Genomic DNA, 23,412 nt, shown 5'->3' with positions numbered 1-23,412 from the left:
GCCCCGCCGTACCGCGCCACCGAGCGCCGTACGGCCCGCGGCGCGCTACCAGGCGGCAGAAAGGTACGGCCGTGGCCACCACGGTCACTCCCGTCACGGACCGGAAGCCCGGCTACCGGGACCTGCTGCGCACCCCGGGTGCGTGGACGTTCCTGCTGCCCGGCTTCCTGGCCCGCCAGCCCTTCGCGATGCTGACGCTCGGCATCGTGCTGCTGGTCGAGGACACCACCGGATCGTTCGGCACGGCGGGCACCGTCTCGGCCGTGACCGGCGTGTCGATGGCCCTGTTCGCACCCCGCAGCGGCCGGCTCGCCGACCGCTTCGGCCAGCGCGCGGTCCTGGTGCCCGGGGTGCTGCTGCACGCCGCCGCCGTGGGCGTGCTGGTTGCCCTGGCGCTGTCCCGGGCGCCGCTGTGGGCGCTGCTGCTGGCGGCCGTGCCGGCCGGCGCCTCGGTGCCGCAGGTCGGCCCGATGGTGCGGGCCCGCTGGGCGCATCTGCTCAGGGGCGGGCCGGGCTCGCCGGACCGGCGGGGCGGTTCGGGCCCGCCGGGCGGCGCGGGCAGGCCGGACGGCGCCCGCCTGCTGTCGACGGCGGCGGCGTTCGAGTCGGTCACCGACGAGCTCACCTTCGTCATCGGCCCGGTCCTGGCCACCGCCCTGTGCACCGGGGTGCACCCGGCCGCCGGGCTGGCCGCCGAGGCGGCCCTGACCGTCGTCGGCGGGCTGGTCTTCGCGGCCCAGCGCCGCACCGCGCCCCCCGCCCACCGCCGCGCCCGGGGAGCGGACGGCGCACCGCACCCCTCGGCCCTGTCGGTGCCGGGCGTGCGGGTGCTGATCGTCGCCTTCCTCGGCATCGGCTCGGTCTTCGGCGGGATGCAGGTGTCGCTGGCCGCCTTCACCGAATCCATCGGACAGCCGGGCCTCAACGGCGTGCTGTACGGGACCTTCGCCGCCGGCAACATGCTCGCCGGTCTCGTCTTCGGCGCCCTGACCTGGCGCTCGGCCCCGCAGCGGCGGCTGCTGGCGGCGTACGCGCTGCTGACGCTGACCACCGCGCCGCTGTGGGCGGTGGACGCGGTCCCGCTGCTGGCCGTCCTCGGACTGCTGGCGGGCATCGGCATCGCGCCGAGCCTGATCACCGGCTTCACCCTGGTGGAGCGGCTGGCTCCGGCGGGCGTGCGCACCGAGGCGTTCACCTGGATGGCCGGCGCGGTGGCGCTGGGCCAGGCCGGTGCCGCGTCGGCCGCCGGGCAGTTGACGGACCGCTTCGGGGCGAGCGCCGGATTCACAGTGCCGCTGGCCGCCACGGCGCTGGCGCTGGTCACGGTGGCGGCGCTGCGCGGATGGCTGGAGCCGGACGGCGGGCGGACGGGCGATGGGGAGGGACCGCGAACCGGGTGACGGAGGGCCCCGGACGGAGGACGGGAGGGGCGCTCCGGGGCGTGGCGAGAGTCACCGTCAGCCGCTCCCGGTGGACTAAGCCGCCGGAATACTGCACCATGGTGCGTCGTTAGCACTCCACAGGGAAGAGTGCCAGGAGGAGCAAGTGCCGACCTATCAGTACCAGTGCACCGAGTGCGGCGAGGGCCTGGAAGCGGTTCAGAAGTTCACCGATGACGCGCTCACCGAGTGCCCGAGCTGCAAGGGCCGCCTGAAGAAGGTGTTCTCCGCGGTCGGCATCGTCTTCAAGGGCTCCGGCTTCTACCGGAACGACAGCCGGGGCTCCTCGTCCGGCGGCACGTCGTCGTCCTCGTCTTCGTCGGCGTCCTCTTCGTCGGCGTCGTCGTCCTCTTCCTCCGAGAAGAGCTCGGGCTCGTCCGGCGGCTCGTCGTCCAAGGCCGGCTCCTCGGCGGCCTGACCCCGCCGCCTGCCGCCCTCCGGCCCGGAGCCGGAACCGGCTTCCCCAGGCCCCGTCCCGGTGCACACCGGGACGGGGCCTGGGCGTAGGGCGGGGGGCTAGTGTGTTCGGCCATGAGCGCACAGGCGGAGACAGGTGTCATCGGCGGGTCCGGTTTCTACTCGTTCCTGGACGACGTGATAGAGGTCGCGGTGGACACGCCGTACGGCGAGCCCAGCGACTCCCTCTTCATCGGCGAGATCGCCGGGCGCCGGGTGGCCTTCCTGCCCCGGCACGGCCGCAAGCACCACCTCCCCCCGCACCGGATCAACTACCGGGCCAACCTGTGGGCCCTGCGCTCGGTCGGTGTACGGCGGGTGCTGGGGCCATGCGCGGTGGGCGGTCTGCGGCCCGAGTACGGGCCCGGCACGCTGGTGGTGCCAGACCAGCTCGTGGACCGCACCAAGTCGCGCGTCCAGACCTTCTACGACGGCGAGGCGCTGCCCGACGGCTCGGTGCCGAACGTGGTGCACCTGTCCTTCGCCGACCCCTACTGCGAGACGGGCCGGGCGGCGGCCGTCGCGGCGGCGCGCGGGCGCGGCTGGGAGCCGGTGGACGGCGGGACCATGGTGGTGATCGAGGGGCCGCGCTTCTCGACCCGCGCGGAATCGCGCTGGCACGCGGCGCAGGGCTGGTCGGTGGTCGGGATGACGGGGCACCCGGAGGCGGTCCTCGCCCGCGAACTGGGCCTGTGCTACTCCTCGATGGCGCTGGTCACCGACCTGGACGCCGGTGCGGAGACGGGTGAGGGCGTCTCGCACGAGGAGGTGCTCCAGGTCTTCGCGCAGAACGTCGGGCGGCTGCGCGAGGTGCTCTTCGACACGGTGGCCGGGCTGCCGGCGGAGCGGGACTGCGCGTGTGCGACGGCGCTGGACGGGACGGACCCGGGGATCGAGCTTCCGTAGGGGCCGCCGGTCCGCCGGCCCCGGCCCCGGCCCCGGCCCCGGCCGGTGACGCTGCGGGAACGGTGGAGCGCGCGGCAGGGGACGGGCGCGGCGGGGCGGGGCGACCCGTGCGGCTTCGTCCCTCCCTCGTGCGGGTGAGCGAGTTGTCCACAACCCGTGGGTGGTCCACAGGGCCCGGCGGGCTGCCGCGGAACCGGACATCGTTGGTGTGCTTCCACCACAAGGCGGTGACCGCGATGTCCTCTTCCTTCCTGTCCGCTCCTCCCTCCTCCTCGTCTTCGTCCTCCCTCCACTCCACGCCCCACTCCCTGCCCCCTCCCTCAAGCCCTCCGGCCGCCGGCCCCGTGCCGGAGTTCGAACCGGTGCGCGCGGGGCGGGGCCCTCTCGCCCCCTTCCGGGCGGCGGGCCGGTGGTTCCGGGCGGTGGCACTGCTGCTGGCCGTCGTCGCCGCGGGTGCCGCCTTCCGGGGAACGCCCGATGACGGGGGCGGGAGCGGGGGGCGTGCCCTCCCGACGGCCCGGCCCGCGGCCGGGAAAGCACCGGCGCCCCCGCCCCCGCCCGCGTCCTCGGACGGGGAGGGAGGCGGCGCGACGGTGGAGGCCCCGGTGCGGATCCCGGACGCGGAGGCGGTGCGGCTGCTGCGTCCCGGGGACAGGGTGGACGTTCTGGCCGCGCCCGCCGACGCCCCGGCAAGCGGTCCCGCCGACGGCCCGGCGGACAGCGCGCGGACCATCGCCCGGAACGTGCGGGTGGCGGCCGTACCCGAACCGGCCTCCGGGCCGGAGGCCGGTTCGGGTGGCCGGGAGGGGGCACTGGTGGTGCTCTCGGTGCCCCGGCCGACGGCCGCCCGGCTCGCCGGCGCGGCGGCACACTCCCTTCTGACGGTGACGCTGTGCTGACCGCTGCCCGCCGAATCCCGGATTGGACAGCGCGCACGGGGTTCGTGCAGCGTGTGCTGCGTTCACCCGGCGGAGGCCGGAGCGCGTGTGCGGAGGAGAGGCATTCCCTTGAGCGAGAAGCAGGGCGTCCTGACCGGGTTCAGGTCATTCCTGATGCGGGGCAACGTGGTCGACCTGGCCGTTGCCGTCGTCATCGGGGCGGCCTTCACCAAGATCGTGAACTCGGTGGTGGAGGGTGTCATCAACCCGGTGGTGGGCTCCATCGGCCCCAGGGACCTCGACCGCTACCAGTCCTGCCTCCAGGGCCCGTGCGAGTTCGACGAGGCGACAGGCGCGGCCCTCAGCGGCATCGCCATCAAGTGGGGTTCGGTGCTGAGCGCCGCGCTGACCTTCCTGATCACCGCCGCGGTCGTCTACTTCCTGATGATCGTGCCGATGAACAGGTTCAAGCAGCGGCTGGACGCCCTGAGCGCCAAGGAGGCGGCGGCGGAGGCCGCGACTCCCGTCCAGAAGACCGAGGTGGAACTGCTCACCGAGATCCGCGACGCGCTGCTGGCCCAGCGCGAGGGCAACGGCACCACGGACGCCGCCGCCCTGCTGACGGCGCAGCGCAACGCCTCCGAGGGCAGTGCCGGGCCGGGCACCGAGGGGCCGTCCGGTGCGTCCGGCACATCCGGGGGCACCTCGAAGAAGCCTTGACACGAGCGTCTTCCGGAGTGCCCCGCGAACGGTCTCGCCGGTGGTCTCAGAGGTGGTGCGGGGGCTTCTCGTCCAGGAAGCGGGCCAGATCGCCCGCACCGCCGTCACCGCCCGCTTCCGGACGCTCGCCCCAGCCCCGGTCGGTGTCGTCGGCCGCGGGCCGGCTCAGCGGATCGGAGAAGTCCAGCGCGGAGGCCGGGTCACGGGGCGCGTCGCGGGGCGCGGAGCCATGGCCGGAAGCGGCGGGAATGCTCATCCCCCCAGGGTACGGCCGCCCGGCTCGCCCCCGGGAGGGGGATCATGGCCCCATGAGCGCCTTGAGGGTCAACGACGCACTGACGGATGTCCAGGGCCTGAGGGTCGGCCACGCCCAGCGGATCGGCGACGGCTGGCTGACGGGTACGACCGTGGTCCTCGCCCCGGAGGGCGGGGCGACCGCCGCCGTGGACGTACGGGGCGGCGGTCCCGGCACCCGGGAGACCGACGCCCTGGATCCGCGCAATCTGGTGGAGCGCGTCGACGCCGTGGTACTGACCGGGGGCAGCGCCTTCGGCCTGGACGCCGCCTGCGGGGTGACCGCCTGGCTGGAGGAACGGGGCAGGGGCTTCCCCGTCGGCCCGGAACCGGACCAGGTGGTGCCCGTGGTCCCGGCCGCCTGCCTCTTCGACCTGGGCCGCGGCGGCTCCTGGCGGGCCCGTCCCGACGCCGCGCTCGGCCGGGAGGCGGCCGAGGCGGCCGCCCGTACGAGCGTCGGCGAGCCGGTCCCCCAGGGCAACGTCGGGGCCGGTGCGGGGGCCGTGGCGGGCGGGCTCAAGGGCGGGGTGGGCACCGCGAGCACGATCCTGCCCTCGGGCACCACGGTGGGCGCGCTGGCCGTGGTCAACGCGGTGGGCTCGACCCTGGACCCGGCCACGGGCGTGCTCTACGGCGAGCTGTACGGCAAGCGCCCGGCCTTCCCCCCGGAGGCCGAGCACGCCGAGGCACTGCGGTCCCTGGCCGCCGCCCAGCAGGAGTCGGAGCGCCGTTCGGCCGCCTCGGTGCGGCCACCGCTCAACACCACGCTGGCCGTGGTGGCCACCGACACCGAACTCACCCCCGCCCAGGCGCAGAAGCTGGCGGGCACCTCCCACGACGGGCTGGCCCGCGCGGTCCGCCCGGTGCACCTGCTCACCGACGGGGACACCGTCTTCGCCCTGTCCACCGGCGCTCGCCGCCCGGAGACGGAGGAGATCAACGACGTGCTGGCGGCCGGCGCCGACACCCTGACGCGTGCGGTGGTCGAAGCGGTGCGGGCCGCGGAGGGCGTGGACGGTCCGGGCGGCGTGTTCCCGGCGTACCACGACCTCTACGGCCGCCCCTGAGCCAGTACGTCCCGGCTCCCGGCCCCCGGTTTCCGTTCGCGGCCCCCGCCCCAGGCCCTGTCCTACGGCCCCACCGCCCCGCACCACCGGGGCGCCGGGCGCCACGGGCTCCGTACACAGCGGGACCCCGGCGCCGGGGGGCGCGCCGGGGTCCCTGTCCAGGGGCGTGTTCGGTCGTCCTCTGCCGTGTCCCGTCAAGGCGCGGTGTGTCCCACCGCGCCGGACGCCGTCACGCCGCCGCGTCGAAGCCCGTGTCATGGGCCATCTTCTTCAGTTCGAGCAGGGCGTGCTTCTCGATCTGGCGAATGCGTTCCCTCGTCAGGCCGTGCTGCTTGCCGACCTCGGTCAGCGTGCGCTCGCGCCCGTCCTCGATGCCGTAGCGCGCCCGGATGATGGAGGCGGTCCGGTCGTCGAGCCGGCCGATCATGTCCTCCAGTTCCTCGCGCCGCAGCATCACGAGCACGGAGTCCTCGGGGGAGGTCGCGGAGGTGTCCTCCAGCAGGTCGCCGAACTGCGTCTCGCCCTCGTCGTCCACGGACATGTTCAGACTGACCGGGTCGCGCGCCCAGTCCAGCACGTCCGTGATGCGCTCGGGAGTGGAGCCCAGCTCCTCGGCGATCTCGGCGGGCTCGGGGTCGCGGCCGTGCTCGCGGTTGAACTCCCGCTGCACACGCCGGATCCGTCCCAGCTCCTCGACCAGGTGGACGGGGAGGCGGATGGTCCGCGACTGGTCGGCGATCGACCGCGTGATGGCCTGGCGGATCCACCACGTCGCGTACGTGGAGAACTTGAAGCCCTTGCGGTAGTCGAACTTCTCCACCGCCCGCACCAGGCCCGCGTTCCCCTCCTGGATCAGGTCCAGCAGCGGCAGGCCGCTGCGGGGGTAGCGCCGCGCGACGGCGACGACCAGACGCAGGTTGGAGCGGATGAAGACGTCCTTGGCGCGCTCGCCTTCGGCGGCCACGGCCTCCAGCTCCTCGCGGGTCGCGGTCGCGGCCGGCGAGTCACCCGAGACGGGCTCGGCCTCGCCGTCGAGGATCTGCCGGGCGTACACGCCCGCCTCGATGGCCAGCGAGAGCTCGACCTCCTTCGCCGCGTCCAGCAGCGGGGTGCGGGCGATCTCGTCGAGGTACATGCCGACCAGGTCCCGGTCCGCTACATCCCCTGCAGACGAGGTACGTACAGGTCGTGCCTCGTCAGCGCCGTTGGGGTCGGCCTGACGACGGGCGACGGCACGGGTTGCCATGCGTACTCCCTTGCGAGTCGTGGTCTACAACTGGTCGGTGGCGGTCCAGCCACCCGGCGTCTCCTGGTTCGGGTGCCCGTTCCGATGGAATCAACGACTTCAATCCGGACAGAATTCCCACGGCGCGCATCGTTTTTCCGGATCTTGCGGTATTCTGCGCCGCCACACAGAGGGGGCCTGCAATGACCGAACGCGGGGAAGTCCAGGTCAGAGCGGGCGGGGAAGGCGACCTTCCGGACCTGACGGACATCTACAACCACTACGTCCGTGAGACCCCCGTCACATTCGACACCGAACCCCTCACCCCCGAGACCAGGCGTCCCTGGCTGCTCTCCCACCCCAAGGACGGCCCGCACCGCCTTCTGGTTGCCCAGGACGCGGAATCGAACCGCGTCCTGGGTTACGCCACCAGCAGCCCTTTCCGCCCCAAGCCCGCCTACTCCACCTCGGTCGAGGTCAGCGTCTACCTCGCCCCCGACGCGTGCGGGCGGGGCGTCGGCACCCTGCTGTACGAGCATCTCCTCGACGCCCTCGACGCCCTCGGCGGCGAGGACGTCCACCGCGCCTACGCGGGCATCGCCCAGCCCAACGAGGCCTCCGTACGTCTCCACGCCCGCTTCGGCTTCCGCCACATCGGCACCTACGGCGAGGTCGGCCGGAAGTTCGGCCGGTACTGGGACGTGGCCTGGTACGAGAGGCCGCTGAACCCCTGAGGCTCGCGGTGTCCGGGGCACGGCCGGTGTCCGGGGTACTGCGCACGGCGCCACCCGCCCACGGCACCCGCCGGACGCCTCCTCCCGTCACCCTCCGGGACCACCGTGCCGCGACCCCGCCGCGCGTCGTCGCACCCGGCACCGGCCACCGCCGCACAATCCCGGTGGACCCTCCCGAACCGTCTCCCCGAAGCCGCCCTCTCCTTCCGCGCCTCATGTCCGCGGCCCGCCAATGGCCCGACCACTGACAGTCCCGCACCCCTCTGGCCGCAAGCCCGACTCGCTGGAACGATGTGGCCGCCACGGCTCCGGCGCCCACCCCCACATGCCGTCCCCTCCGCACGCGCACCACCGGCCCCACCCGCTCCGTCCGCCCATGTGAGGAGAGACCCGATGCAGCAGCCCGCGACTCCCAGCCGCAGACAAGCCCTCGCCACCGGCCTGTTCGGTGTCACCGCGGCGCTGACCGCCTCCGCCGCCCTCTCCTCCCCGGCGAACGCAGGCACCGGACAGGCCGCCGGACCGGACACCGGGCAGGCCGCCGCCTCCGGCGGCGACCACGCGCGCACCAGGGCCCGGGCCCTGGTGCGCCGCATGTCCCTGGAGGACAAGGTCGGGCAACTCTTCGTCGTCGAGGTCTACGGACAGGCCGCCGACACCGCGTCCGCGGGCAACCGCACTCTGTACGGCGTGGACACCCCCGCCGAGGTGATCGCCAAGTACCGGCCGGGCGGAGTCATCTACTTCGACGCCCGCCGCGGCCCCGACAACGTCCGCGACCCGCTCCAGACCGCCCGTCTGTCCAACGGCCTCCAGCGCGCCGCGCGCAGCGCCGGCGCCCGCGTGCCGCTGCTGGTCTCCGTCGACCAGGAGGGCGGCAGCGTCGTCTACCGCCTCACCGACCCCGCCACCCTCCTGCCCGGAAACATGGCGCTGGCGGCGGGCCGGTCCGCCTCCGACACCCGGCGCTCGGCCGAGATCATCGGCCGGGAGCTGGCGGCGGTGGGCGTCAACCAGAACTACGCTCCCGTCGCCGACGTCAACGTCAACCCCGAGAACCCGGTCATCGGCGTCCGCTCCTTCGGCTCCGACCCCGCCCTGTGCGCCTCCCTCGTCGACGCCTCCGTGCGCGGCTACCACCGCGGCCGGGTCGCTTCCGCCGCCAAGCACTTCCCCGGGCACGGCGACACCGACACCGACAGCCACACCGGCCTCCCGCGGATCGACCACACCCGCGAGGAACTGGAGAACATCGACCTGCCGCCCTTCCGGGCCGCCATCGCACGCGGTGTCGACACGATCATGACGGCCCACATCGTCGTCCCGGCCCTGGACCCGTCGGGCGTCCCGGCCACCATGTCGCAGCCGATCGTCACCGGGCTGCTGCGCGAGGAGCTGGGCTTCGAGGGCCTGATCGTCACCGACGCCCTGGACATGCAGGGCGCCTCGGGCCAGTTCCCGCCGGACGTGGCACCGGTCCGGGCCCTCGCGGCCGGCTGCGACCAGCTCGTCCTGGCACCGGAGCTCGACACCGCCTACGACGCCGTCCTGGAGGCCGTACGCGGCGGGCGGGTCCCCGTCTCCCGTCTGGACGCCTCGGTGGAGCGCATCCTGGCGCACAAGCTCCGCCGGGAGCTCTTCCGGCACCCGTACGTGGACGAGCGGCACGCCGTGCGCACCGTCGGCGCCGAACGCCACAGGGTCGACGCCCAGGCCATCACCGACCGCACCGTCACCCTGGTCAGGAACGAGGGCTCCCTCCTGCCCCTGTCCTCCGGCGCCCGCTCCGTCCTTGTCACCGGCTGGGGGGTGGGCAGCACCCGGGCCCTCGCCGACGCCGTCGCCGAGCGGCCCGGCCAGAGCGCCACCGTCCTGGAGACGGGCGCGATCCCCTCCGCGGACCGCGTCACCGCGGCGGCCGACGCGGCGGCGGGCCACGGCCTGGTGATCGTCTCGGTCAACGCGGCCGCGGCGGGCTCGGAGAAGGGCGCCGCCCAGGCGAGGCTGGTACAGGCACTGATGGGCACCGGCACACCCGTCGTCGCCGTCGCCGTCCGCAACCCGTACGACATCCGCCGCTTCCCCGGTGTCCCCGCCTACCTGGCCACCTACTCCTACGGTGCTCCCTCCCTCCGGGCCGCCGTCCGCACCGTCTACGGCGACCTCTCCCCCGCCGGCCGCCTCCCGGTCGCCGTCCCGGACGCCGGCTCCACCGGCACCCTCTACCCCTTCGGGCACGGCCTGACGTACTGACCCGCCCGGCACGTTCGGCACGCCCCGCACTCATCCGCTAACCTGTCCTGCGTCACGCCTTCGTAGCTCAGGGGATAGAGCACCGCTCTCCTAAAGCGGGTGTCGCAGGTTCGAATCCTGCCGGGGGCACCAGGCGAAACGACCCGGACCGATCATGGTCCGGGCCGTTTTGACGGCACCGTTTGACGGCAGTCGCCTCTCAGGCGGCCGGTCGGCGTCGCCTGAGCAGGCGGTCCATGTGGCTGATCGCCTCCCGTTGAGTGTCGTGCACGACGTGCGTGTACACGTCCATCGTGATGCTGATCTGGCTGTGGCCGAGGATCTCCATGATGACGCGCGGCGCGACGCCGGCCGCCGTCAGGAGCGTGGCGCAGCCGTGCCGGGCATCGTGCAACCGGACCACCCGCACCCCCGCATCAGCGGTCACGCGCGTGAACGACCGGTAGACGTTCCGCGGCTCCACCGGCCGACCGTTTCGCGTGGCGAACACGTAGCCGTTCTCGGACCACGCGACGCCGGTGCGCGCGAACGCCTCCCGCTGCCGGAGCCGGTGCCAGCGAAGCGGCGCGATGCACAACGCGGGCATCGGGACCACGCGCCGACGGCGGCTCTTGGGGTCGTCGTCGTACAACTGCCCGCGCCGCCGCTGCGTCTGCTGTCGCACGTACAGAACCCGCTTGTCCAGGTCCACATCAGCCCAACGCAGACCGACGATCTCCCCCCGCCGCAGACCCATGGCGACGGCCAGCACGAAGGCTGCGTACAGCGGGTCTCGGCGCGCGGCCTCCAGGAACGTCAGCGTTTCCTCCAACGACCACGGGCGGATTTCCCGCTGCTTGACACGCGGCGGCTCCACCAGCGCCGCGACGTTCCGCGTGATCAGTTCCTCGCGCACGGCTGCTGTGAGCGCGGTGCGCAGGACCCGATGTGCTTCCTTGGCGGTCGCTGCTGTGTGAGTGTTCTGCACTCGGGTGATGAAGCGGCGCACGTCGGCGACGCTCAGAGTCTCCAGCCGCTTGGTACCGAGCATGGGCACCAGGTACAGCCGCACGTGGGCTTCGTACTTGTCGTACGTGCTGAGCTTCCGGCGCGGCTGGACGTAGTGCTGCAGCCAGTACGGCAGCCACTCGGAGAGCTTGGCAGAGCGGGTCGGTGTCGGGATGCCCTGACGGTCACGCCGCACCAACTCCTGCCGCTTGGTGTCGCATTCCTCCCACGTGCTGCCGTAGACCGTCTTGCGCTTACGGGTGCCGTCAGGCTGCGGAACATAGACACGCGCTTCATAACGCCCGTCCTTACGCAGCCAGATGCTGCCAGCACCATTCGGGTTTCTCTTGCGTGCCATCAGGCGGTTTCCTCCAACTGATGCTCAATGAAGGCGCGGAGCGCTTCGGCGGGTACGCGGCGGCACCGGCCGACCTTGATGCTTTTGAGCTGTCGTGAGCGGATGAGGTCGTAGACCTTGAAGCGGCTCATCCGGAGCGCCGCCATGACCTCGGGGACCGTGAGCGCTTGATGGGTCGGGGGCAATGCTGTGCTCATGCGGGCATGCCTCCTCCGCAGAGGGCGGGTGGATGCTGTCTCTGAGGGGCGCTACCTCCGCTACCTCCGCTCCTGCGCAGGTCAAGAGCCTGTCTGCGGTAGCGGATGCGGGTAGCGGTAGCGGATGCGGAACAGCCGGGTAGCGGACCGCGCCGGGCACGGCCCGCTACCTGTCTTTGCTGATCAGTCCGCGTCCTGGCTATCCGGTAGCGGCAGTAGCGGACTTCCGGAGGGGGGAGGGCAGTAGCGCTGCCATGCGTCCCACAGGTCTTCGGCGTAGTAGCCCTTGAGGACGCTCTGCCCGTTCTTGATGTTGCGCGTCACGATCGGGGTGTTGTCCGCAGTGACGTACTCGCGCAGCAGCCTAGCCAGCCGTCGCGCGTCCAGCGGCTTGCCGTAGTAGTCCGCCCACGGGGACTCTTCCAGGCTGTGCAGCCGGTCGAGGATGGCGACGGTGGGCAGGCGGTCGATGCCGTTGAACACGTGATCGCGCAGATCGGTCAGCAACCTGATGCCGAGAGACCCCTTGTCGTCCACCCGGGCCGCGCTCACCAGCTCCGCGCAAGCGGCGCGGGCCCGCTGCGGCCAGGTGCCGCCGATGGCGTCTGCCACGGCGAGCAGCGGTTCCCACACATCGGCCGGCCGGTCGGTCACCCCTTCCGGCATCTCGGGGAACACCCCGTCGACCATCGGCCGGGCCTGCTCGGCCCAGGCAGCGAGTCGGTCGCGCAGCGCGTGGCCTTGCTTCTCGTGGATGCGCTGGCGGAACGGCTCAACCTTCTCGTTGGGGGCGCGCCGTCGCATGCGGATGATGACCGAGCGGGTCAGGATCGTGTCCGGCAGCGAGCCGAGTCCGGCGACGGCCACCGCGCAGTAGGACGGGAAGGCCTGCACGGACTGGTTGGCGCCGTCGCCCACGCACCGGTAGGTCACCCCGGAGCGGCGGTGCCCGGCATTGAGGAAGCCGCGCAGCTCCTCGTTCTCTCCGGCCTTCGGGCCGAAGACGGTGTCGATCTCGTCGAAGAGGATCGTCGGTCGCCCGTCCGCTCCTGACACGGCCCGGAACAGGGCGGCGGCCGAGGCGTTGACGGCCACCATCGGCTGCGGCACCAGAGTTTCCACGATCTCCAGCGCCCGCGACTTGCCCGACCCCGGTTCGGGGGAGAGGAAGGCCAGGCGCGGGGTGGAGTCGAAGCAGTCCAGCAGGTGAGCGTGGGCGTCCCACAGGGTGACGGCGACATAGGCCGCTTCGGAGGGGAAGGCGTTGAAGCGCCGGTGAAACCCTTCGACCTCGTTGAGGAGTGCGGCCCCGTCGATGGTGCGCGCACTCGTCTTCTGGGGTGTGGTCATGCGGCGTTCCTGCCTTCAGTGGTGGTGCGGAGTGGGCAGTTCTCGCGGTGGGCGGTGTGGGCGTCGATCAGGGCAAGCACCTGACGGTGGCCAACGGCGCTGCGGTCGTGGCCGCACGCGCACCATGAGTGGGCGGTGGGCACCGCGCCGCGGCCGGGCGCGGTGAGGTGCAGCCACGCCACGATGCGACGGCCGTCCCCGCGGCGCGGGCCAGGATCAGAGCGGACGCCCTGACGGGCGGCGCCCTGTCGGTCGCCTCCGGCCGCCGGGGGCGCGGCCGGTGTGGCGGCGGTCGGCCGGTCGGGGGTGGGGAGGCTCTTCAGGCGGGCAGCAGCGCGGGGGCTCATGCGGTCCTCCGCTGCGGGTTGTGGGCGATGGACCAGTCAAGGCCGGAGCGGAGGGTGGCGCGGCACTCGGCCGGCGGCAGACCGGCCGCCTCCCCTGCCCCCTGAAGAGCCTCCTCCACCACATGCCGGGGGAGGTCGCCGGATGCGACGAAGCGTCCCAGGGCGCGGGCGGCCCGCAGCAGCGCGGCGTTCCGCCCGCCCTCCCCGGTGGCAGCGACGGCGGCGGTCTCGTTGCGCAGCGCGCTCGCGGCGTACCGGCTGGCTCGGGTCGACAGCGCGACCGGCACCACGGCCGGTGCGGTCCTGGGTGCGGGGCGCAGGGCGGCCAGCAGCCAGCCGGGCAGCGCAGCGACCGGGGCATCGTCGGTCACCGCGTACGAGTGGCCGTCGACCGTGCTGCCGGGGGCGACGACGTAGCCGCCCCACGCGCGGGTGTCGATCTTGCGCGCGAGCCTGCCCTTGGTGCTGGGCAGCCGCACCCCGGCCGGGGCGGTGAAGTACAGATGCCGCCCTCCGCTCGCGGTCCGCACGGTGAGCGTGGCCGGGACGGGCTGCCCGGCGCGCTCGCAGAGCGCCTGAAAGGTGGTTACGCCGTCAGGCGTTCCGTCCGGCTCCTCGGGCTTGGGCCGGTCGAGGTCGACCACGACCAGCCCGGAGGGGCCGGTGGCCACCCCGATGCCGTACGGCCGCTGCGCCCACGCCTGCCGGATGCGGGCCGGGTCGACCGTGGCGCGCTGCTCGGGCTTGCGGTGCCCGTGCGCACACCGGCCGGTGCGCGGGCAGCGGGCCTCGGCGTGCCCGGCGGGGACCTTGCTGCCGGGGCGCAGGGGGAAGACGTGCCAGCCGCGCTCGGCGGCGGCCAGGGCTGCGGACAGCAGCGCGGGGCGTGCGTCATGAGTCATGCTGGAGACCTCCAACGGGTCTGTAGTGGGCTGGTTGGCCGGGGTGGCCGCAGGCTTTGGCGAGACGGCGGCCACCCCCGGTGTCGGGACGGTGGTCCCGGAGTGCGAACCCCCGCCCAGGACGCTTTGGGCGGGGGTTCGTCGTTGGGTCGAAACCCGATATCAGCGCAGGTCACGGGCCTGTAGGGCCGATATCGGGGCCGAAACCGGTTTCGGGCCGAGTCGAAACCATCGGGCGTCCCCGAAACCGGTCTGCGGGCTCTACTCGGTGTCGTCCTGGGCCTCGGGGAGGTCGGTGTAGCGGACGCCCTTGGCGCCGCCGCAGCACTCCCGCAGGGTGATCTGCCGGGTGGGCACCTTGTGCGGCTTGAGCGCGGCGGACAGGGCGGTGGAGCGGGCCGCGGCGTCGGGCTCGTCCAGCCACGGCCCGTACAGCTCGGCCCGGTAGGCGGCCAGCGCCTCGACCAGGCGGTGGGAGTGGACGGCGTCGGCCCCGTCCGGCCAGACCGCGCGCAGGTGGTCCACGACCGTGGAGGTGTCTTGGTCCTCGACCTGCTGTCCGGCGGCCTCTCCGGTGAGGGTGCCGGCGGCGGTGCGCAGCGCCAACGCGCGCTTGCCGACGGCCTCGGCCTCGGTCTGCTTGATGAACGCGGCCCGCACGGTGCCGCCCTCCCGGCCGCGGGCGAGGATGCCCGTGCCCTGCTCCGATGCGCTGATTTCCGTCGCGCGCAGGCCCCGTTCATGGGCGCCGGTGCCGAGGACGTTGTTGTTGGCGCGCCAGTCCATCACCGCCAGGCACAGCCGCGTCCCCACCGAAGAGGACACCGAGGTGGGGAGGGCGGTGGCGTCCGGGTTCTGGGTGAGCAGGATCAAGATGATGCCGTACGCCCGGCCCTTCTTGATCAGCTTCGTGCACAGGTCGGCGGCCTCGGCCCCGTGCTCCGGGTGCGTGAACAACTCCTGCGCCTCGTCGACCACGATCACGCGCGGCCCGAGCTGCTGGCTGGGGTACTTCTCCGCCAGCTCCCGCGTCACCCTGCGCCCGTCCGGGGTCTGATCGCTGGGCAGGGACTTGATGAACTTCGCCCGCCGCTTCTGCTCCGCGATGCCGGAGCGCAGGCCGGCCACCGTGGCGGCGATGTCCTCGTCATCGTCCCCACTGACGTAGCGGTGGCAGACGGGCTTGACGCTGTCCATGTCGCCGGAGCCCTTGAGTTCGTACACCCACAGCTCGGCCGTCGGGTCCAGGGCGACACTGAGGACGATGGCCAGCGCGCAGGAGGTCTTGCCCGATCCGGGGATGCCGCCCACCAGCAGGTTGGAGTACATCAGCGTGATCTCCACGAGGTTGCCGCGCGGGTCGAACCCGAACGGCAGCGGCTTGAACACGTCCGCGGTGCCGCCCTTCATCAGCGGCCACAGGCGGCGCGGCGCCTTGGCGGGGTCCTGCTGGGCCACCCACAGCACCAGGCGGCCCGGGTGGGCGGCGGGGTCGGCCTCGGGCCACACGGTCGACACCGGGCGGCGCATCGCGGCGGCCAGGGCGGCCCGCTTCTCCAGCACCTTGTCCGCGGTCACGCCGCGCGGGAGGTCGACCTCGGCGCGCCAGCCCGGCCCGTCGCGCTGGATCTCCGCAGCGAAGCTGACGCCGCCCTTGCGCTTGTCGCCGATGCCGATGGCCGCCAGCGCGTCGAACACCTCCGTCGAAGTCAGCGCCTTAAGCGTGTCGACGTGCACGTAGCGGGTGACGATGGGCTTGTCCTCATCCCGGCCGGCCAGCCCCAGCAGCGCCAGGAACGACGCGGTCGAGGCGGCCAGGGCCCACGGCGGGAGCATCAGACAGCCCACGGCGGTGGCCAGCGCCATGGAGCCACCCACCACCGCCGACCACACCCGGCGCGGGCGCACCCGGCGGGAGTGCTCCCGGGACAGGGCCAGCCACGCCTCGATGTCGGCCGATGTGGCGGCCTTGGCCTCGACGGGGCGGGCTTCGGCGTCGACCACCCACCGCACCCACCGGGCGACCAGGCGGGCGCCGCCGCGCGGGGACCGCACGATCAGCCGCAGCAGGTACATCGGGGCCCGCACCGTGTGGAAGGCCGTCAGGTGGGCGTAGTAGGAGGTGGTCCACCGCACCGCGTCGGCCAGCTCCCGCGCGCTGCGCAGCCACGCGGGGATGACCGGCGGGGCCTCGGCCAGGAAGGCACGGCGCTGAGCGAGGAAGCCGCCGGTGTCGGCGGCCACGTCCGGCCGGTCGACCGGGACCGGGGCGGCGGGCTCGGCGACCACGGTCGGCGTGGGCACGGCGGCCCGGTGTTCCTCGGCCGGGGGTGCGGCCGGTATGGGCTTCTCCAACGGCACCGCCGGTTCGCCGCTTCGGTAGTCGTCCAGGCGGCGGACGTTCTCGGGAACGGCTTCGGTCATGATGAGACTTCTCCTGTCTCGGCTGATGTGAAGGGGCAGGGGCCCGGGGCGGCCGACGGTGCTGGCAGGCTCAGGCGGCCGCCCCGGGGGTTCATCGGCGCGCCGCCCGCTCGCAGCGCCTCAGCCGGTCCTCGGCCGCCTTGCGGGCCGTCTTGGCGGCGGCCCGCTCCTGGCGGCTGGCGGCCTTCTCGGCCGCGCGGGCGGTGGCCAGCTCGTTCTTCGCGTCCTCCAGCTGCCGCGCCAGCGCATCCTGCTCGCGGGCGGCGCGGTCTTCGGCGGCGGCGTCGATGGCGTCCAGCTGCCGCTGGATGCGCGGGTCGACGGCGTCGGCGAACGCCTGCCGCGTGCCGCGGGCGACCAGGGCGGCCCGCCTGCGGCGCTCGGCCGGGGTGTAGATCCGGGGCGGGGTACTCATCTCGGATTCCTTCCGGGGCAGTCAGTTGCGGCGGAGGGTGTCCCACTGCTGGGCGAGCTGGTCGGCGGCCTGCTCGGCCTCTTCGCGGGTGGCGTGCAGGGAGACGATGTGTCCGCCGGTCATGTCGGAGCGCAGCCCGATCGCGGGTCGGCCGGTCTCCGGGTCGGTGGTGGGCTCGGTGGTGTAGGCGGAGCGGGCGGAGTTGGTGCGGCGGAACAGGCCCATCGGTGGGCTCCTCTCGGGTTGGCGGTGGTGGTGTGGTCAGATGCGGGCGGCGAGGATGGCGGCGATCGCCTCGGCGGTGTGGTGGGCGGCCTGGTCCAGGCGGTAGGCGCCGCCGAGGGGCCCGCCCAGCTCGTAGAACTCGCTCTTGCCGGTGGCCTCGGCCAGCCGCTTCACGGGCCAGCGGCGGTCGATGAGGTAGTGGGTGGCGCCGGAGACGGCCAGCGCGGCGGCCATGCCCCGGCCGGACAGGCCCAGCCCGAGGAGCCGGTTCCCGGCCGTGAGGGCGGCGGCCTGGGTGGCGACGTAGGTGGCGACGTGCCCGGCGAGCGCCCGGTGCCCGGCGGGGCCCGGCTCGGCCTTGCGGCACGCCTGGTGGTGGGTCTGGACCCAGTGGTCGGCGAGGTCGGCGGAGGCGCGCAGCAGCGCGTAGGCGGCCGGGAAAGCGGTGCGGTTCATGAGGCGGGGTGTCCTTTCGGATCGGGGGGGCGGTCAGTAGGAGCGGCGCTCGTCCAGCAGCGAGTCGATGGCGCGGCCGTGGCGGTCGGCGGCCTCCTGGTCGCCGGCGGCCAGCGCCTCCTGCCGCCGCTCCCGCTCGTACCGGATGTCGGCGTCGACGGAGTCCTGCATGTCGGTCCAGGTCAGGGGACGGAATCCGCGCTTGCCCATGACGGGCTCCTCTCGGGGTCGGTGGGCCGGGGCTGTCCCGGCTGCCCACGGCGCCCGCACCAGGCGGGCACCGCGGGCAGCCGTCAGCGGTGGCGCTGCTCCCGCTCGGCCCGGATGTCGGCCCACACCGACCGCAGCACCAGCAGGCACACCGTCAGCGCGACGGCGGAGACGGCGACCGCGACGGCGGAGACGGCGACGGCCAGGAGGAAGACGGACCCGCCGACTCCGGCGGCCACCCACTTCCCCGCGCTGGACGGGCGCGGGGCCGGCGCCGGGTGCGGGTGCTGGCACGGGGCCTGCTGAGCTTGGGCGGTCTGGACGGCGGCCAGCAGCAGCGCGTACTGCTCCGACTGCTGCGCGGCCTGGACCGCGTCCTGAGTAGCCTTCTCGGTCTCGTGGCTCATGACCGCTCCTCCCCCACGACTTCGCGGCGCAGTTCGGTCGCCTCCCGGCGGGACAGCGACAGGGCGTCCTGCAGGGCCTTGATGGTCACCGGCCGCCGCGTCGACCTGACCGCTTCCCGGTGCAGCTTCCGGGCCCGCTTGCGCAGCTCGGTGGGGGTGAGCACGACCCGTTCGGTGACCACCTCCCGGGGTGCCTCGGCGGGCACGGCGGCGGTCATCTTGGCGGTCGCCTCGGGCCGGTCGACCTGCTCCCACAGCAGGGGTGGCGCGGGCAGTTCGGCGACGGTCGGCATGACCGGCTCGGGCCGCTCGGCGTCGACCCGCGCGATGGTCACCCCGGGCGCGCCGCCGGTCACCTCGCCGGTCATCTCGGGACGGGCCGGTGTGGTGCCGAACATGCCCGCCAGGGCGGCATCCGCGCCGCCGGTCAGCCGTTCGCGCTGGACGGCCACCAGCCGGGAGCCCAGTTCCAGGTCTCCGGCGCCGACCTTCCGGGCGAGTTTCCAGGCGGCCTTCTCGGCCTTGCCGCGGACCTTGTCGTCCGGGTGCCCGTCCGCGACCGCTCGGTGGTAGGCGAGCTGCTGGACGGCCTCGGCGTTGCGCCGCTGCGCCTCGGCGTCGGTACCGGTGCGGTAGACCACGATCCGCCGGGCCAGGAACCCCAGCCCCTCGGCGGCCACGCACATGCCCATCGGGGAGACGCCGTAGATGACGGCCTCGGTGCCGTCGTCGGCGACCGCCAGCCCCACGGCCGAGGCGACCACCGGGGTCAGCCACAGGCCGGCCCGGACCGGGGCCGGCGACCCCTGCCCGAGCAGGGTGACGCCGACCATGACCAGGGCGAGCACCAGCGTCGCCCCCTCACCGGCGGCCACCATCCCGGCGGCGGTCGCGCCGTTGCCGAACTCGACCCGGATGTTGGTGTAGGTGCCCCAGGCGCCGATCCCGGCGGTGACCAGCATCAGCGCGGCGGCGATCCCCAGGACCGTCTTCTGACCGCGAGACAGGGCGTTCACCGGCCCTCACCCCCGCCCTGCTGCGGGCCCGTCCAGGGGCAATAGTCGGCCGGGACCTCGGCGACCCTGCGGCGCAGATACGCGGCCCCGTGGCCCGGGTCGTGGCCGCGTTCCAGGACGCCGCGGGTCACGATGGCCGCGACGCGGGTCCGGTCGCGCTGGACCGCGGCGGCCCGGCGCTCGTCGGTCTCGGTGATGTCGGGCATCGGCAGGTCGATGGCCTCCAGCACGGCGGCCAGCAGCTCGCGCACCGGGGTGGGGATCTCGGAGGTGCTCACGCGCCCACCTCCAGGCGGCTGGAGCCGCGGTTGGCCAGCGCGGCGCGGGCGGCCAGCACCCGGCGGCGGGCCCGGCGCAGACGGCGGGCGTCCAACTCCGACGGGGTGCGGTCCAGGGTGGTGATGTGCGCGTCCAGCAGCTCGACCTCCGCGGCGATGAGCGGCATCTCATGCTCGATCGCGTCCAGCTCGGCGGCCGACGGCTCCCGGTCGGCCGGATCGGCGGTAACAACCGCCGGTAGTGCAGCGATGTGCTTCATGGGTCGTGATCTCCCTAGCGGGTGGGATGGCCCAGCAAGGCGGCCCCGGTGTTGCAGCACCGGGGCTGCAGGCCGTTCAACGGAAAGCAGGGCGGTCAGCGGCCGCCGCGCGCCCGGGTGTCGTCCTGGCTGCGCTTGTTCGCCTCGGCGTTCTTGCGGGACAGCTCGTCCCGCTCCGCGTCTGTCAGACTCGTGTTCACAGGGGCCTCCAGTTCAGGTGCCTGTAAGGCGCCGTCCGGAGGGGCAACTCCGGACGGCGCGCCTGTAGGTGGTGGGGCTTCCCGCCGCCCCACGCCGACACCACCCCGACAGCTGCGGCGGAGGTGGTGAGGACGTGCAGCGCAGGGCTGCCACTGCACGGACCTTCGCCGCGCTGGCCGTCTTTTCGACTCGGGGAGACGGCGGCCCACTTCTTCAGTTCTCAAGCACCAGACGCTTCCTTCGAGCCCGTCTCACGGGGCCCTCCGGGCACGGCGCAGCAGCCCCACCCCGAGGGGATCCGGGCTGGCTTGCGGCCACATCAATAGACTGGACCGGTGGACCGGTCCAGTCAAGCTGCGACAGCGCAGAGCAACAGCGCCTGAGAGCATTCCCACTGGTAGGTCCACTGAAGAAGGAATGAAAAAAGCTGAACCGGTGGACCGGTCCAGCTTTTCTCGACTCGCAGGTGCGCTACATCGCGTAGGTCTCCAGCCGCTCGTAGAGCGACCCCGGCGTGATCCCTTCCTCGCAGACCAATGGGCGGCCCTCCTGGTCGTACGCCGTATGCAGCACGACGGCTACTGCGGTGGGGCCGGACAGGGCCAGGTGCTCCGCCTCGACTTCCGCCGCCAGGCGCACCGTAGTGACGTCCGTTCCTTCCACAGGGAACCGGCCGGTCTGCCGGCGGACGTAACGCGTCGTTCCCTCCGCGATGGGAGCAGTCTGAGCCAAACGGGGCGATGGCTCCGCCACATCGGGCGGGAACCATGCCACCACATAGCTGTGGGGGCTGCCGTCCGGAAGTTGCAGCACGCGAATCCTCCGAAGAGCCTTCGCACCGGCATCCATCCGCAGAGCCTCTGCTACGTGCACCGGAGGGGCCACCCAGTCAGGGGTGCCTACCCGCAGGAAGGGCATACCGCCAGCCACTCGTGCCGAACCGGCTCGTCGCCCGCCCGCAGGACGCGCCACCGGAGTTTCCGTGGCGACGAATCCCGTGCCCTGCCGGGCCTCGACCACGCCATCGTTCCGCAACACGTCCATGGCCTTGACGGCAGTGGCCCGTGACACAGACCACTGTTCGGCCAGGTCTCGTGTGGACGGAAGGATCTCGCCCGGCGCGAACTCCCCCGCCGCGATCCGGGACCGCAGAGATTCCGCGATTTCCTCGTACTTGAGCAGGGCCATGGCTCCCCTATCGACAACAGTGGTGGACTGGTCCACCGGTACACAGGATACTGCCGCTATGCCGAAACCAGAGCTAGCACCTGAGGTCGAGCACTTCTATTCGCAGGTCATAGACGAGGGTGCTCGACTGAGCACATCAGCGGACGGGCGTCTCGAACTGCTCCGGACACAGGAGATCTTGCGGCGCTTCCTGCCGCCGCCACCGGCCCGCGTTCTGGACGTTGGAGGCGGCCCCGGCGTTCATGCGCGGTGGCTAGTTGATGACGGCTACCAGGTAGAGCTAATCGATCCCGTGCCCCGACACGTGGAGCAGGCCGCGAAGGTATGCGCCGCCGACCTAGGTGACGCGCGTCAGCTCGCTGCCGCGGATGCGTCCTACGACGTAGTGCAGGTGCTCGGCCCGCTCTACCACCTACCGGACCCCAAGGACCGGCAGACGGCACTCTCCGAGGCCTGGCGGGTAGTGAAGCCCGGAGGGCTCGTGGCCGCCTCCGCGATCAACCGATACTCATCGCTCTTCGAGCACGTCACCTACGCCCATCTCCACAAAGAGCGCATGCAGGCTTCGATCTCGACAATCCTTCGCACCGCCGTCCACGACGGTAAACGCGGCTTCACCCTGGCCTACTTCCACCGTGCGGACGAACTCGCGGAGGAGATGCGAGACGCAGGACTGACCAACGTGAAGGTGTTGGGCGTCGAAGGCCCGGCATGGTCCCTCCTTAAAGCCGTGGAGCAGCAGTCCGACACCGGACCCTCGGAGGAACTGTTCGCCTCCGCGCTGACGGCCGCACGGCTGGCTGAGCCATACCCCGAGCTGCTCGCGGCCAGCTCACATCTTCTTGCCGTCGGGAGAGCCCCTGACGGCAGTCTGTGACGGCAACGTGGGCACACGTCACCGCATCGGATGGAACGCGGGCACACATCACTCCCCAGCGCGGGATACCGATGTCCTGCTCATGCGAGAGCCCGGATGATCTCCTAAAGCGGGTGTCGCAGGTTCGAATCCTGCCGGGGGCACGGGCCGGAGGGTCGGCCCGGGAGGTTTGCCTCCCGGGCCGACCCTCCGTCGTGTTCGAGGCCGTGCCGCATGCGCGCTGCACCTTCCCGGCCGAGGGCTCGGAACAGCTCACCCTCCAGGAAGCCGTCGCGGAGGCGGGGCTGGGGAACGCCAAAGCGGCCGGAGGTCAGTGGAGAACGCGCGCCGCCCCGCGTCCGGCATCCACAGAGTGAATCGTGCCCACGGGGACCACTACAGCTTCTCCTCCCACGGGTTGACCACCAGGGCCCCGGTCCGGGCCATGTGCTTGATGTTGCGGGTGGCTACGGTCCAGCCGTTGGCCAGGGCGGTGGCGGCGATCAGGGCGTCCGGTGGGTCGATGCCCGCACCGGCGGCCTTGAGTGTCTTGTGGATCGTGAGGTAGGCGGCTGCTTCCGGCCCGCCGATCGACGCGATGCGGTCGTGGTACTCGTGCCGTACTGCGGCGAGCGCTCGGGCGTAGCGGGCCTGTCGTACGGGATCAGGGGTGGCGGCCACCCCTGCCTCGATCTCGGCAACGGTGATCACGCTCAGAAAACGGTTGGGCCTGGCCGTGGACCGGAACCAGGTCATGACGCGTGGGTCCGGCCTCGCCCGGGTGGCGAGTTCGGCTACGACGTTGGTGTCGAGCAGGTAGATCACTCGGTGTCCGTCTGTTCGTCGTAGGAGCGGGCGCCGAAGTCCAGCCCCTCGAAGGGGGCGGAGAGCAGGAACTCCTCGAAGCCGTCGTTGCTCAGCGTCACCCAGCGGTGGAGCATCTCGGGCAGCGCCTCGATCTCCGTGTCGGTGAGTTCCGTGTCGAAGTGCCGACGCTGGTCCTCGGGCAGGGACTCCCGGATGTCACGGATGGTCCGCAGCGGATGCGACGACTGGGACGGCGGGTGGGGCCCACCGCTGGGAGCTGTGGTCATCGGCATCCCCTCCGCGCTGGTCGGGTGGCGTAGCGCTGTCGACCCCAGGCTACGGGTTTCCGCCCGCCCGCTCACAGCTTTGCGACCGGAGCGGGCATCCGCCCGGGTTCGGGACTCCGCCTTCGACGAGGTGGTCGCCCGGAACGGATTTGGCACACACGAGGCCGGGAACCCCTGCGAACACGTGAGAACCACGGAGGGGAGTTCCCCGGTCCAGAGGCTCTGCGGGCGACGTTTCCGCAGGTCACAGCCTCGCCGCGAGGAAACTC

28 protein-coding genes and 1 tRNA gene are annotated in these 23,412 nt (G+C 72.8%); 10 read left to right on the top strand and 19 right to left on the bottom strand.

What is annotated here, in order from left to right:
- Positions 1–71: 71 nt before the first annotated feature.
- The 5 genes from IQ279_RS04780 (at position 72) to mscL (ending at position 4,399) form a co-directional block, all read left to right on the top strand.
- Positions 72–1,400, top strand: a complete 1,329-nt coding sequence (locus IQ279_RS04780) for an MFS transporter (RefSeq protein ID WP_206347009.1) — start codon at positions 72–74, stop codon at positions 1,398–1,400.
- 145 nt (positions 1,401–1,545) lie between these two features.
- Complete coding sequence (locus IQ279_RS04775) at positions 1,546–1,857, top strand: FmdB family zinc ribbon protein (RefSeq protein WP_206347008.1); 312 nt, start codon at positions 1,546–1,548, stop codon at positions 1,855–1,857.
- 113 nt (positions 1,858–1,970) lie between these two features.
- Positions 1,971–2,801 (top strand): S-methyl-5'-thioadenosine phosphorylase, encoded by an 831-nt coding sequence (locus IQ279_RS04770; protein ID WP_206347007.1) that lies wholly within the window; start codon positions 1,971–1,973, stop codon positions 2,799–2,801.
- 605 nt (positions 2,802–3,406) lie between these two features.
- Complete coding sequence (locus tag IQ279_RS28620) at positions 3,407–3,700, top strand: RcpC/CpaB family pilus assembly protein (RefSeq protein WP_307792196.1); 294 nt, start codon at positions 3,407–3,409, stop codon at positions 3,698–3,700.
- A gap of 108 nt (positions 3,701–3,808) precedes the next feature.
- Positions 3,809–4,399 (top strand): large conductance mechanosensitive channel protein MscL, encoded by a 591-nt coding sequence (mscL, locus tag IQ279_RS04760; RefSeq protein ID WP_206347005.1) that lies wholly within the window; start codon positions 3,809–3,811, stop codon positions 4,397–4,399.
- A gap of 46 nt (positions 4,400–4,445) precedes the next feature.
- On the opposite strand, the gene IQ279_RS04755 is transcribed toward mscL, so the two are convergent.
- Positions 4,446–4,655 carry a hypothetical protein gene (locus IQ279_RS04755; RefSeq protein ID WP_206347004.1) on the bottom strand — a complete coding sequence of 70 codons (210 nt, stop codon included), beginning with the start codon at positions 4,653–4,655 and terminating at the stop codon, positions 4,446–4,448.
- A 52-nt stretch (positions 4,656–4,707) separates the two neighbouring features.
- Here IQ279_RS04755 and IQ279_RS04750 point away from each other — a divergent pair, with 52 nt between their 5' ends.
- The gene (locus tag IQ279_RS04750) at positions 4,708–5,760 is read left to right on the top strand and encodes a P1 family peptidase (protein WP_206347003.1); all 1,053 of its coding nucleotides are present in this window, start codon (positions 4,708–4,710) and stop codon (positions 5,758–5,760) included.
- A 229-nt stretch (positions 5,761–5,989) separates the two neighbouring features.
- Here the strand turns inward: IQ279_RS04750 and IQ279_RS04745 are convergent, their stop codons facing one another.
- Positions 5,990–7,006, bottom strand: a complete 1,017-nt coding sequence (locus tag IQ279_RS04745) for a sigma-70 family RNA polymerase sigma factor (protein WP_206347002.1) — start codon at positions 7,004–7,006, stop codon at positions 5,990–5,992.
- 182 nt (positions 7,007–7,188) lie between these two features.
- On the opposite strand from IQ279_RS04745, the gene IQ279_RS04740 reads away from it, so the two are divergent.
- The 3 genes from IQ279_RS04740 (at position 7,189) to IQ279_RS04730 (ending at position 10,104) form a co-directional block, all read left to right on the top strand.
- Positions 7,189–7,719 carry a GNAT family N-acetyltransferase gene (locus tag IQ279_RS04740; RefSeq protein WP_206347001.1) on the top strand — a complete coding sequence of 177 codons (531 nt, stop codon included), beginning with the start codon at positions 7,189–7,191 and terminating at the stop codon, positions 7,717–7,719.
- A gap of 393 nt (positions 7,720–8,112) precedes the next feature.
- Positions 8,113–9,972 carry a glycoside hydrolase family 3 protein gene (locus IQ279_RS04735; protein ID WP_206347000.1) on the top strand — a complete coding sequence of 620 codons (1,860 nt, stop codon included), beginning with the start codon at positions 8,113–8,115 and terminating at the stop codon, positions 9,970–9,972.
- A 56-nt stretch (positions 9,973–10,028) separates the two neighbouring features.
- Positions 10,029–10,104, top strand: a tRNA-Arg gene (locus tag IQ279_RS04730).
- Between the two features lie 67 nt (positions 10,105–10,171).
- Here IQ279_RS04730 and IQ279_RS04725 read toward each other — a convergent pair.
- The 15 genes from IQ279_RS04725 to IQ279_RS04655 form a co-directional block, all read right to left on the bottom strand.
- Complete coding sequence (locus tag IQ279_RS04725; protein WP_206346999.1) at positions 10,172–11,317, bottom strand: tyrosine-type recombinase/integrase; 1,146 nt, start codon at positions 11,315–11,317, stop codon at positions 10,172–10,174.
- Positions 11,317–11,514 carry a helix-turn-helix domain-containing protein gene (locus IQ279_RS04720; protein WP_206346998.1) on the bottom strand — a complete coding sequence of 66 codons (198 nt, stop codon included), beginning with the start codon at positions 11,512–11,514 and terminating at the stop codon, positions 11,317–11,319. The genes IQ279_RS04725 and IQ279_RS04720 overlap by 1 nt, the downstream gene beginning before the upstream one ends.
- 183 nt (positions 11,515–11,697) lie before the next feature.
- Positions 11,698–12,864, bottom strand: coding sequence for a DUF3631 domain-containing protein (locus IQ279_RS04715; protein WP_206346997.1), 1,167 nt, complete (start codon positions 12,862–12,864; stop codon positions 11,698–11,700).
- On the bottom strand, positions 12,861–13,211 hold the full coding sequence (locus IQ279_RS27745) for a hypothetical protein (RefSeq protein ID WP_241027569.1): 351 nt from the start codon (positions 13,209–13,211) through the stop codon (positions 12,861–12,863). The genes IQ279_RS04715 and IQ279_RS27745 overlap by 4 nt, the downstream gene beginning before the upstream one ends.
- The gene (locus IQ279_RS04705; RefSeq protein ID WP_206346996.1) at positions 13,208–14,113 is read right to left on the bottom strand and encodes a bifunctional DNA primase/polymerase; all 906 of its coding nucleotides are present in this window, start codon (positions 14,111–14,113) and stop codon (positions 13,208–13,210) included. Before IQ279_RS04705 ends, IQ279_RS27745 begins: the two co-directional genes overlap by 4 nt.
- Before the next feature lie 261 nt (positions 14,114–14,374).
- Positions 14,375–16,537 (bottom strand): FtsK/SpoIIIE domain-containing protein, encoded by a 2,163-nt coding sequence (locus IQ279_RS04700; protein WP_206346995.1) that lies wholly within the window; start codon positions 16,535–16,537, stop codon positions 14,375–14,377.
- A 91-nt stretch (positions 16,538–16,628) separates the two neighbouring features.
- The gene (locus IQ279_RS04695) at positions 16,629–16,952 is read right to left on the bottom strand and encodes a hypothetical protein (RefSeq protein ID WP_206346994.1); all 324 of its coding nucleotides are present in this window, start codon (positions 16,950–16,952) and stop codon (positions 16,629–16,631) included.
- A gap of 21 nt (positions 16,953–16,973) precedes the next feature.
- On the bottom strand, positions 16,974–17,177 hold the full coding sequence (locus tag IQ279_RS04690; RefSeq protein WP_206346993.1) for a hypothetical protein: 204 nt from the start codon (positions 17,175–17,177) through the stop codon (positions 16,974–16,976).
- Positions 17,178–17,213: 36 nt separating this feature from the next.
- A complete protein-coding gene (locus IQ279_RS04685) occupies positions 17,214–17,633 on the bottom strand; it encodes a transcriptional regulator (protein WP_206346992.1) in 420 nt (139 codons plus the stop codon).
- Between the two features lie 33 nt (positions 17,634–17,666).
- Positions 17,667–17,843, bottom strand: coding sequence for a hypothetical protein (locus IQ279_RS04680; RefSeq protein ID WP_206346991.1), 177 nt, complete (start codon positions 17,841–17,843; stop codon positions 17,667–17,669).
- A gap of 83 nt (positions 17,844–17,926) precedes the next feature.
- Positions 17,927–18,250 carry a hypothetical protein gene (locus tag IQ279_RS04675; RefSeq protein WP_206346990.1) on the bottom strand — a complete coding sequence of 108 codons (324 nt, stop codon included), beginning with the start codon at positions 18,248–18,250 and terminating at the stop codon, positions 17,927–17,929.
- Positions 18,247–19,266: a conjugal transfer protein gene (locus IQ279_RS04670; RefSeq protein ID WP_206346989.1), complete on the bottom strand. Its 1,020-nt coding sequence runs from the start codon at positions 19,264–19,266 to the stop codon at positions 18,247–18,249. Before IQ279_RS04670 ends, IQ279_RS04675 begins: the two co-directional genes overlap by 4 nt.
- A complete protein-coding gene (locus IQ279_RS04665) occupies positions 19,263–19,544 on the bottom strand; it encodes a hypothetical protein (RefSeq protein ID WP_206346988.1) in 282 nt (93 codons plus the stop codon). Before IQ279_RS04665 ends, IQ279_RS04670 begins: the two co-directional genes overlap by 4 nt.
- Positions 19,541–19,804, bottom strand: a complete 264-nt coding sequence (locus tag IQ279_RS04660; protein ID WP_206346987.1) for a DUF6284 family protein — start codon at positions 19,802–19,804, stop codon at positions 19,541–19,543. Before IQ279_RS04660 ends, IQ279_RS04665 begins: the two co-directional genes overlap by 4 nt.
- A 672-nt stretch (positions 19,805–20,476) precedes the next feature.
- Positions 20,477–21,193 carry a GntR family transcriptional regulator gene (locus tag IQ279_RS04655; RefSeq protein WP_206347195.1) on the bottom strand — a complete coding sequence of 239 codons (717 nt, stop codon included), beginning with the start codon at positions 21,191–21,193 and terminating at the stop codon, positions 20,477–20,479.
- A 58-nt stretch (positions 21,194–21,251) separates the two neighbouring features.
- Between IQ279_RS04655 and IQ279_RS04650 the strand changes: the two genes are divergently transcribed.
- Complete coding sequence (locus IQ279_RS04650; protein ID WP_206346986.1) at positions 21,252–22,070, top strand: class I SAM-dependent methyltransferase; 819 nt, start codon at positions 21,252–21,254, stop codon at positions 22,068–22,070.
- A gap of 375 nt (positions 22,071–22,445) precedes the next feature.
- Here IQ279_RS04650 and IQ279_RS04645 read toward each other — a convergent pair whose 3' ends face one another.
- Positions 22,446–22,874, bottom strand: coding sequence for a type II toxin-antitoxin system VapC family toxin (locus tag IQ279_RS04645; protein ID WP_206346985.1), 429 nt, complete (start codon positions 22,872–22,874; stop codon positions 22,446–22,448).
- On the bottom strand, positions 22,871–23,143 hold the full coding sequence (locus tag IQ279_RS04640; RefSeq protein ID WP_206346984.1) for a hypothetical protein: 273 nt from the start codon (positions 23,141–23,143) through the stop codon (positions 22,871–22,873). Before IQ279_RS04640 ends, IQ279_RS04645 begins: the two co-directional genes overlap by 4 nt.
- Positions 23,144–23,412 lie beyond the last annotated feature (269 nt).

The sequence above is a fragment of the Streptomyces verrucosisporus genome, assembly GCF_017114865.1.
Taxonomy (GTDB): domain Bacteria; phylum Actinomycetota; class Actinomycetes; order Streptomycetales; family Streptomycetaceae; genus Streptomyces; species Streptomyces fenghuangensis.
This window is presented reverse-complemented; position numbering and strand designations above follow the sequence as displayed.

Bases quoted from the DNA above. Each gene is read 5' to 3' on its own strand.
- IQ279_RS04770 (WP_206347007.1), top strand. From the start codon at position 1,971: ATGAGCGCACAGGCGGAGACAGGTGTCATCGGCGGGTCCGGTTTCTAC.
- IQ279_RS04755 (WP_206347004.1), bottom strand. From the start codon at position 4,655: ATGAGCATTCCCGCCGCTTCCGGCCATGGCTCCGCGCCCCGCGACGCG.
- IQ279_RS04750 (WP_206347003.1), top strand. From the start codon at position 4,708: ATGAGCGCCTTGAGGGTCAACGACGCACTGACGGATGTCCAGGGCCTG.
- IQ279_RS04745 (WP_206347002.1), bottom strand. From the start codon at position 7,006: ATGGCAACCCGTGCCGTCGCCCGTCGTCAGGCCGACCCCAACGGCGCT.
- IQ279_RS04740 (WP_206347001.1), top strand. From the start codon at position 7,189: ATGACCGAACGCGGGGAAGTCCAGGTCAGAGCGGGCGGGGAAGGCGAC.
- IQ279_RS04735 (WP_206347000.1), top strand. From the start codon at position 8,113: ATGCAGCAGCCCGCGACTCCCAGCCGCAGACAAGCCCTCGCCACCGGC.
- IQ279_RS04725 (WP_206346999.1), bottom strand. From the start codon at position 11,317: ATGGCACGCAAGAGAAACCCGAATGGTGCTGGCAGCATCTGGCTGCGT.
- IQ279_RS04720 (WP_206346998.1), bottom strand. From the start codon at position 11,514: ATGAGCACAGCATTGCCCCCGACCCATCAAGCGCTCACGGTCCCCGAG.
- IQ279_RS04715 (WP_206346997.1), bottom strand. From the start codon at position 12,864: ATGACCACACCCCAGAAGACGAGTGCGCGCACCATCGACGGGGCCGCA.
- IQ279_RS27745 (WP_241027569.1), bottom strand. From the start codon at position 13,211: ATGAGCCCCCGCGCTGCTGCCCGCCTGAAGAGCCTCCCCACCCCCGAC.
- IQ279_RS04705 (WP_206346996.1), bottom strand. From the start codon at position 14,113: ATGACTCATGACGCACGCCCCGCGCTGCTGTCCGCAGCCCTGGCCGCC.
- IQ279_RS04700 (WP_206346995.1), bottom strand. From the start codon at position 16,537: ATGACCGAAGCCGTTCCCGAGAACGTCCGCCGCCTGGACGACTACCGA.
- IQ279_RS04695 (WP_206346994.1), bottom strand. From the start codon at position 16,952: ATGAGTACCCCGCCCCGGATCTACACCCCGGCCGAGCGCCGCAGGCGG.
- IQ279_RS04690 (WP_206346993.1), bottom strand. From the start codon at position 17,177: ATGGGCCTGTTCCGCCGCACCAACTCCGCCCGCTCCGCCTACACCACC.
- IQ279_RS04685 (WP_206346992.1), bottom strand. From the start codon at position 17,633: ATGAACCGCACCGCTTTCCCGGCCGCCTACGCGCTGCTGCGCGCCTCC.
- IQ279_RS04680 (WP_206346991.1), bottom strand. From the start codon at position 17,843: ATGGGCAAGCGCGGATTCCGTCCCCTGACCTGGACCGACATGCAGGAC.
- IQ279_RS04675 (WP_206346990.1), bottom strand. From the start codon at position 18,250: ATGAGCCACGAGACCGAGAAGGCTACTCAGGACGCGGTCCAGGCCGCG.
- IQ279_RS04660 (WP_206346987.1), bottom strand. From the start codon at position 19,804: ATGAAGCACATCGCTGCACTACCGGCGGTTGTTACCGCCGATCCGGCC.
- IQ279_RS04655 (WP_206347195.1), bottom strand. From the start codon at position 21,193: ATGGCCCTGCTCAAGTACGAGGAAATCGCGGAATCTCTGCGGTCCCGG.
- IQ279_RS04650 (WP_206346986.1), top strand. From the start codon at position 21,252: ATGCCGAAACCAGAGCTAGCACCTGAGGTCGAGCACTTCTATTCGCAG.
- IQ279_RS04640 (WP_206346984.1), bottom strand. From the start codon at position 23,143: ATGACCACAGCTCCCAGCGGTGGGCCCCACCCGCCGTCCCAGTCGTCG.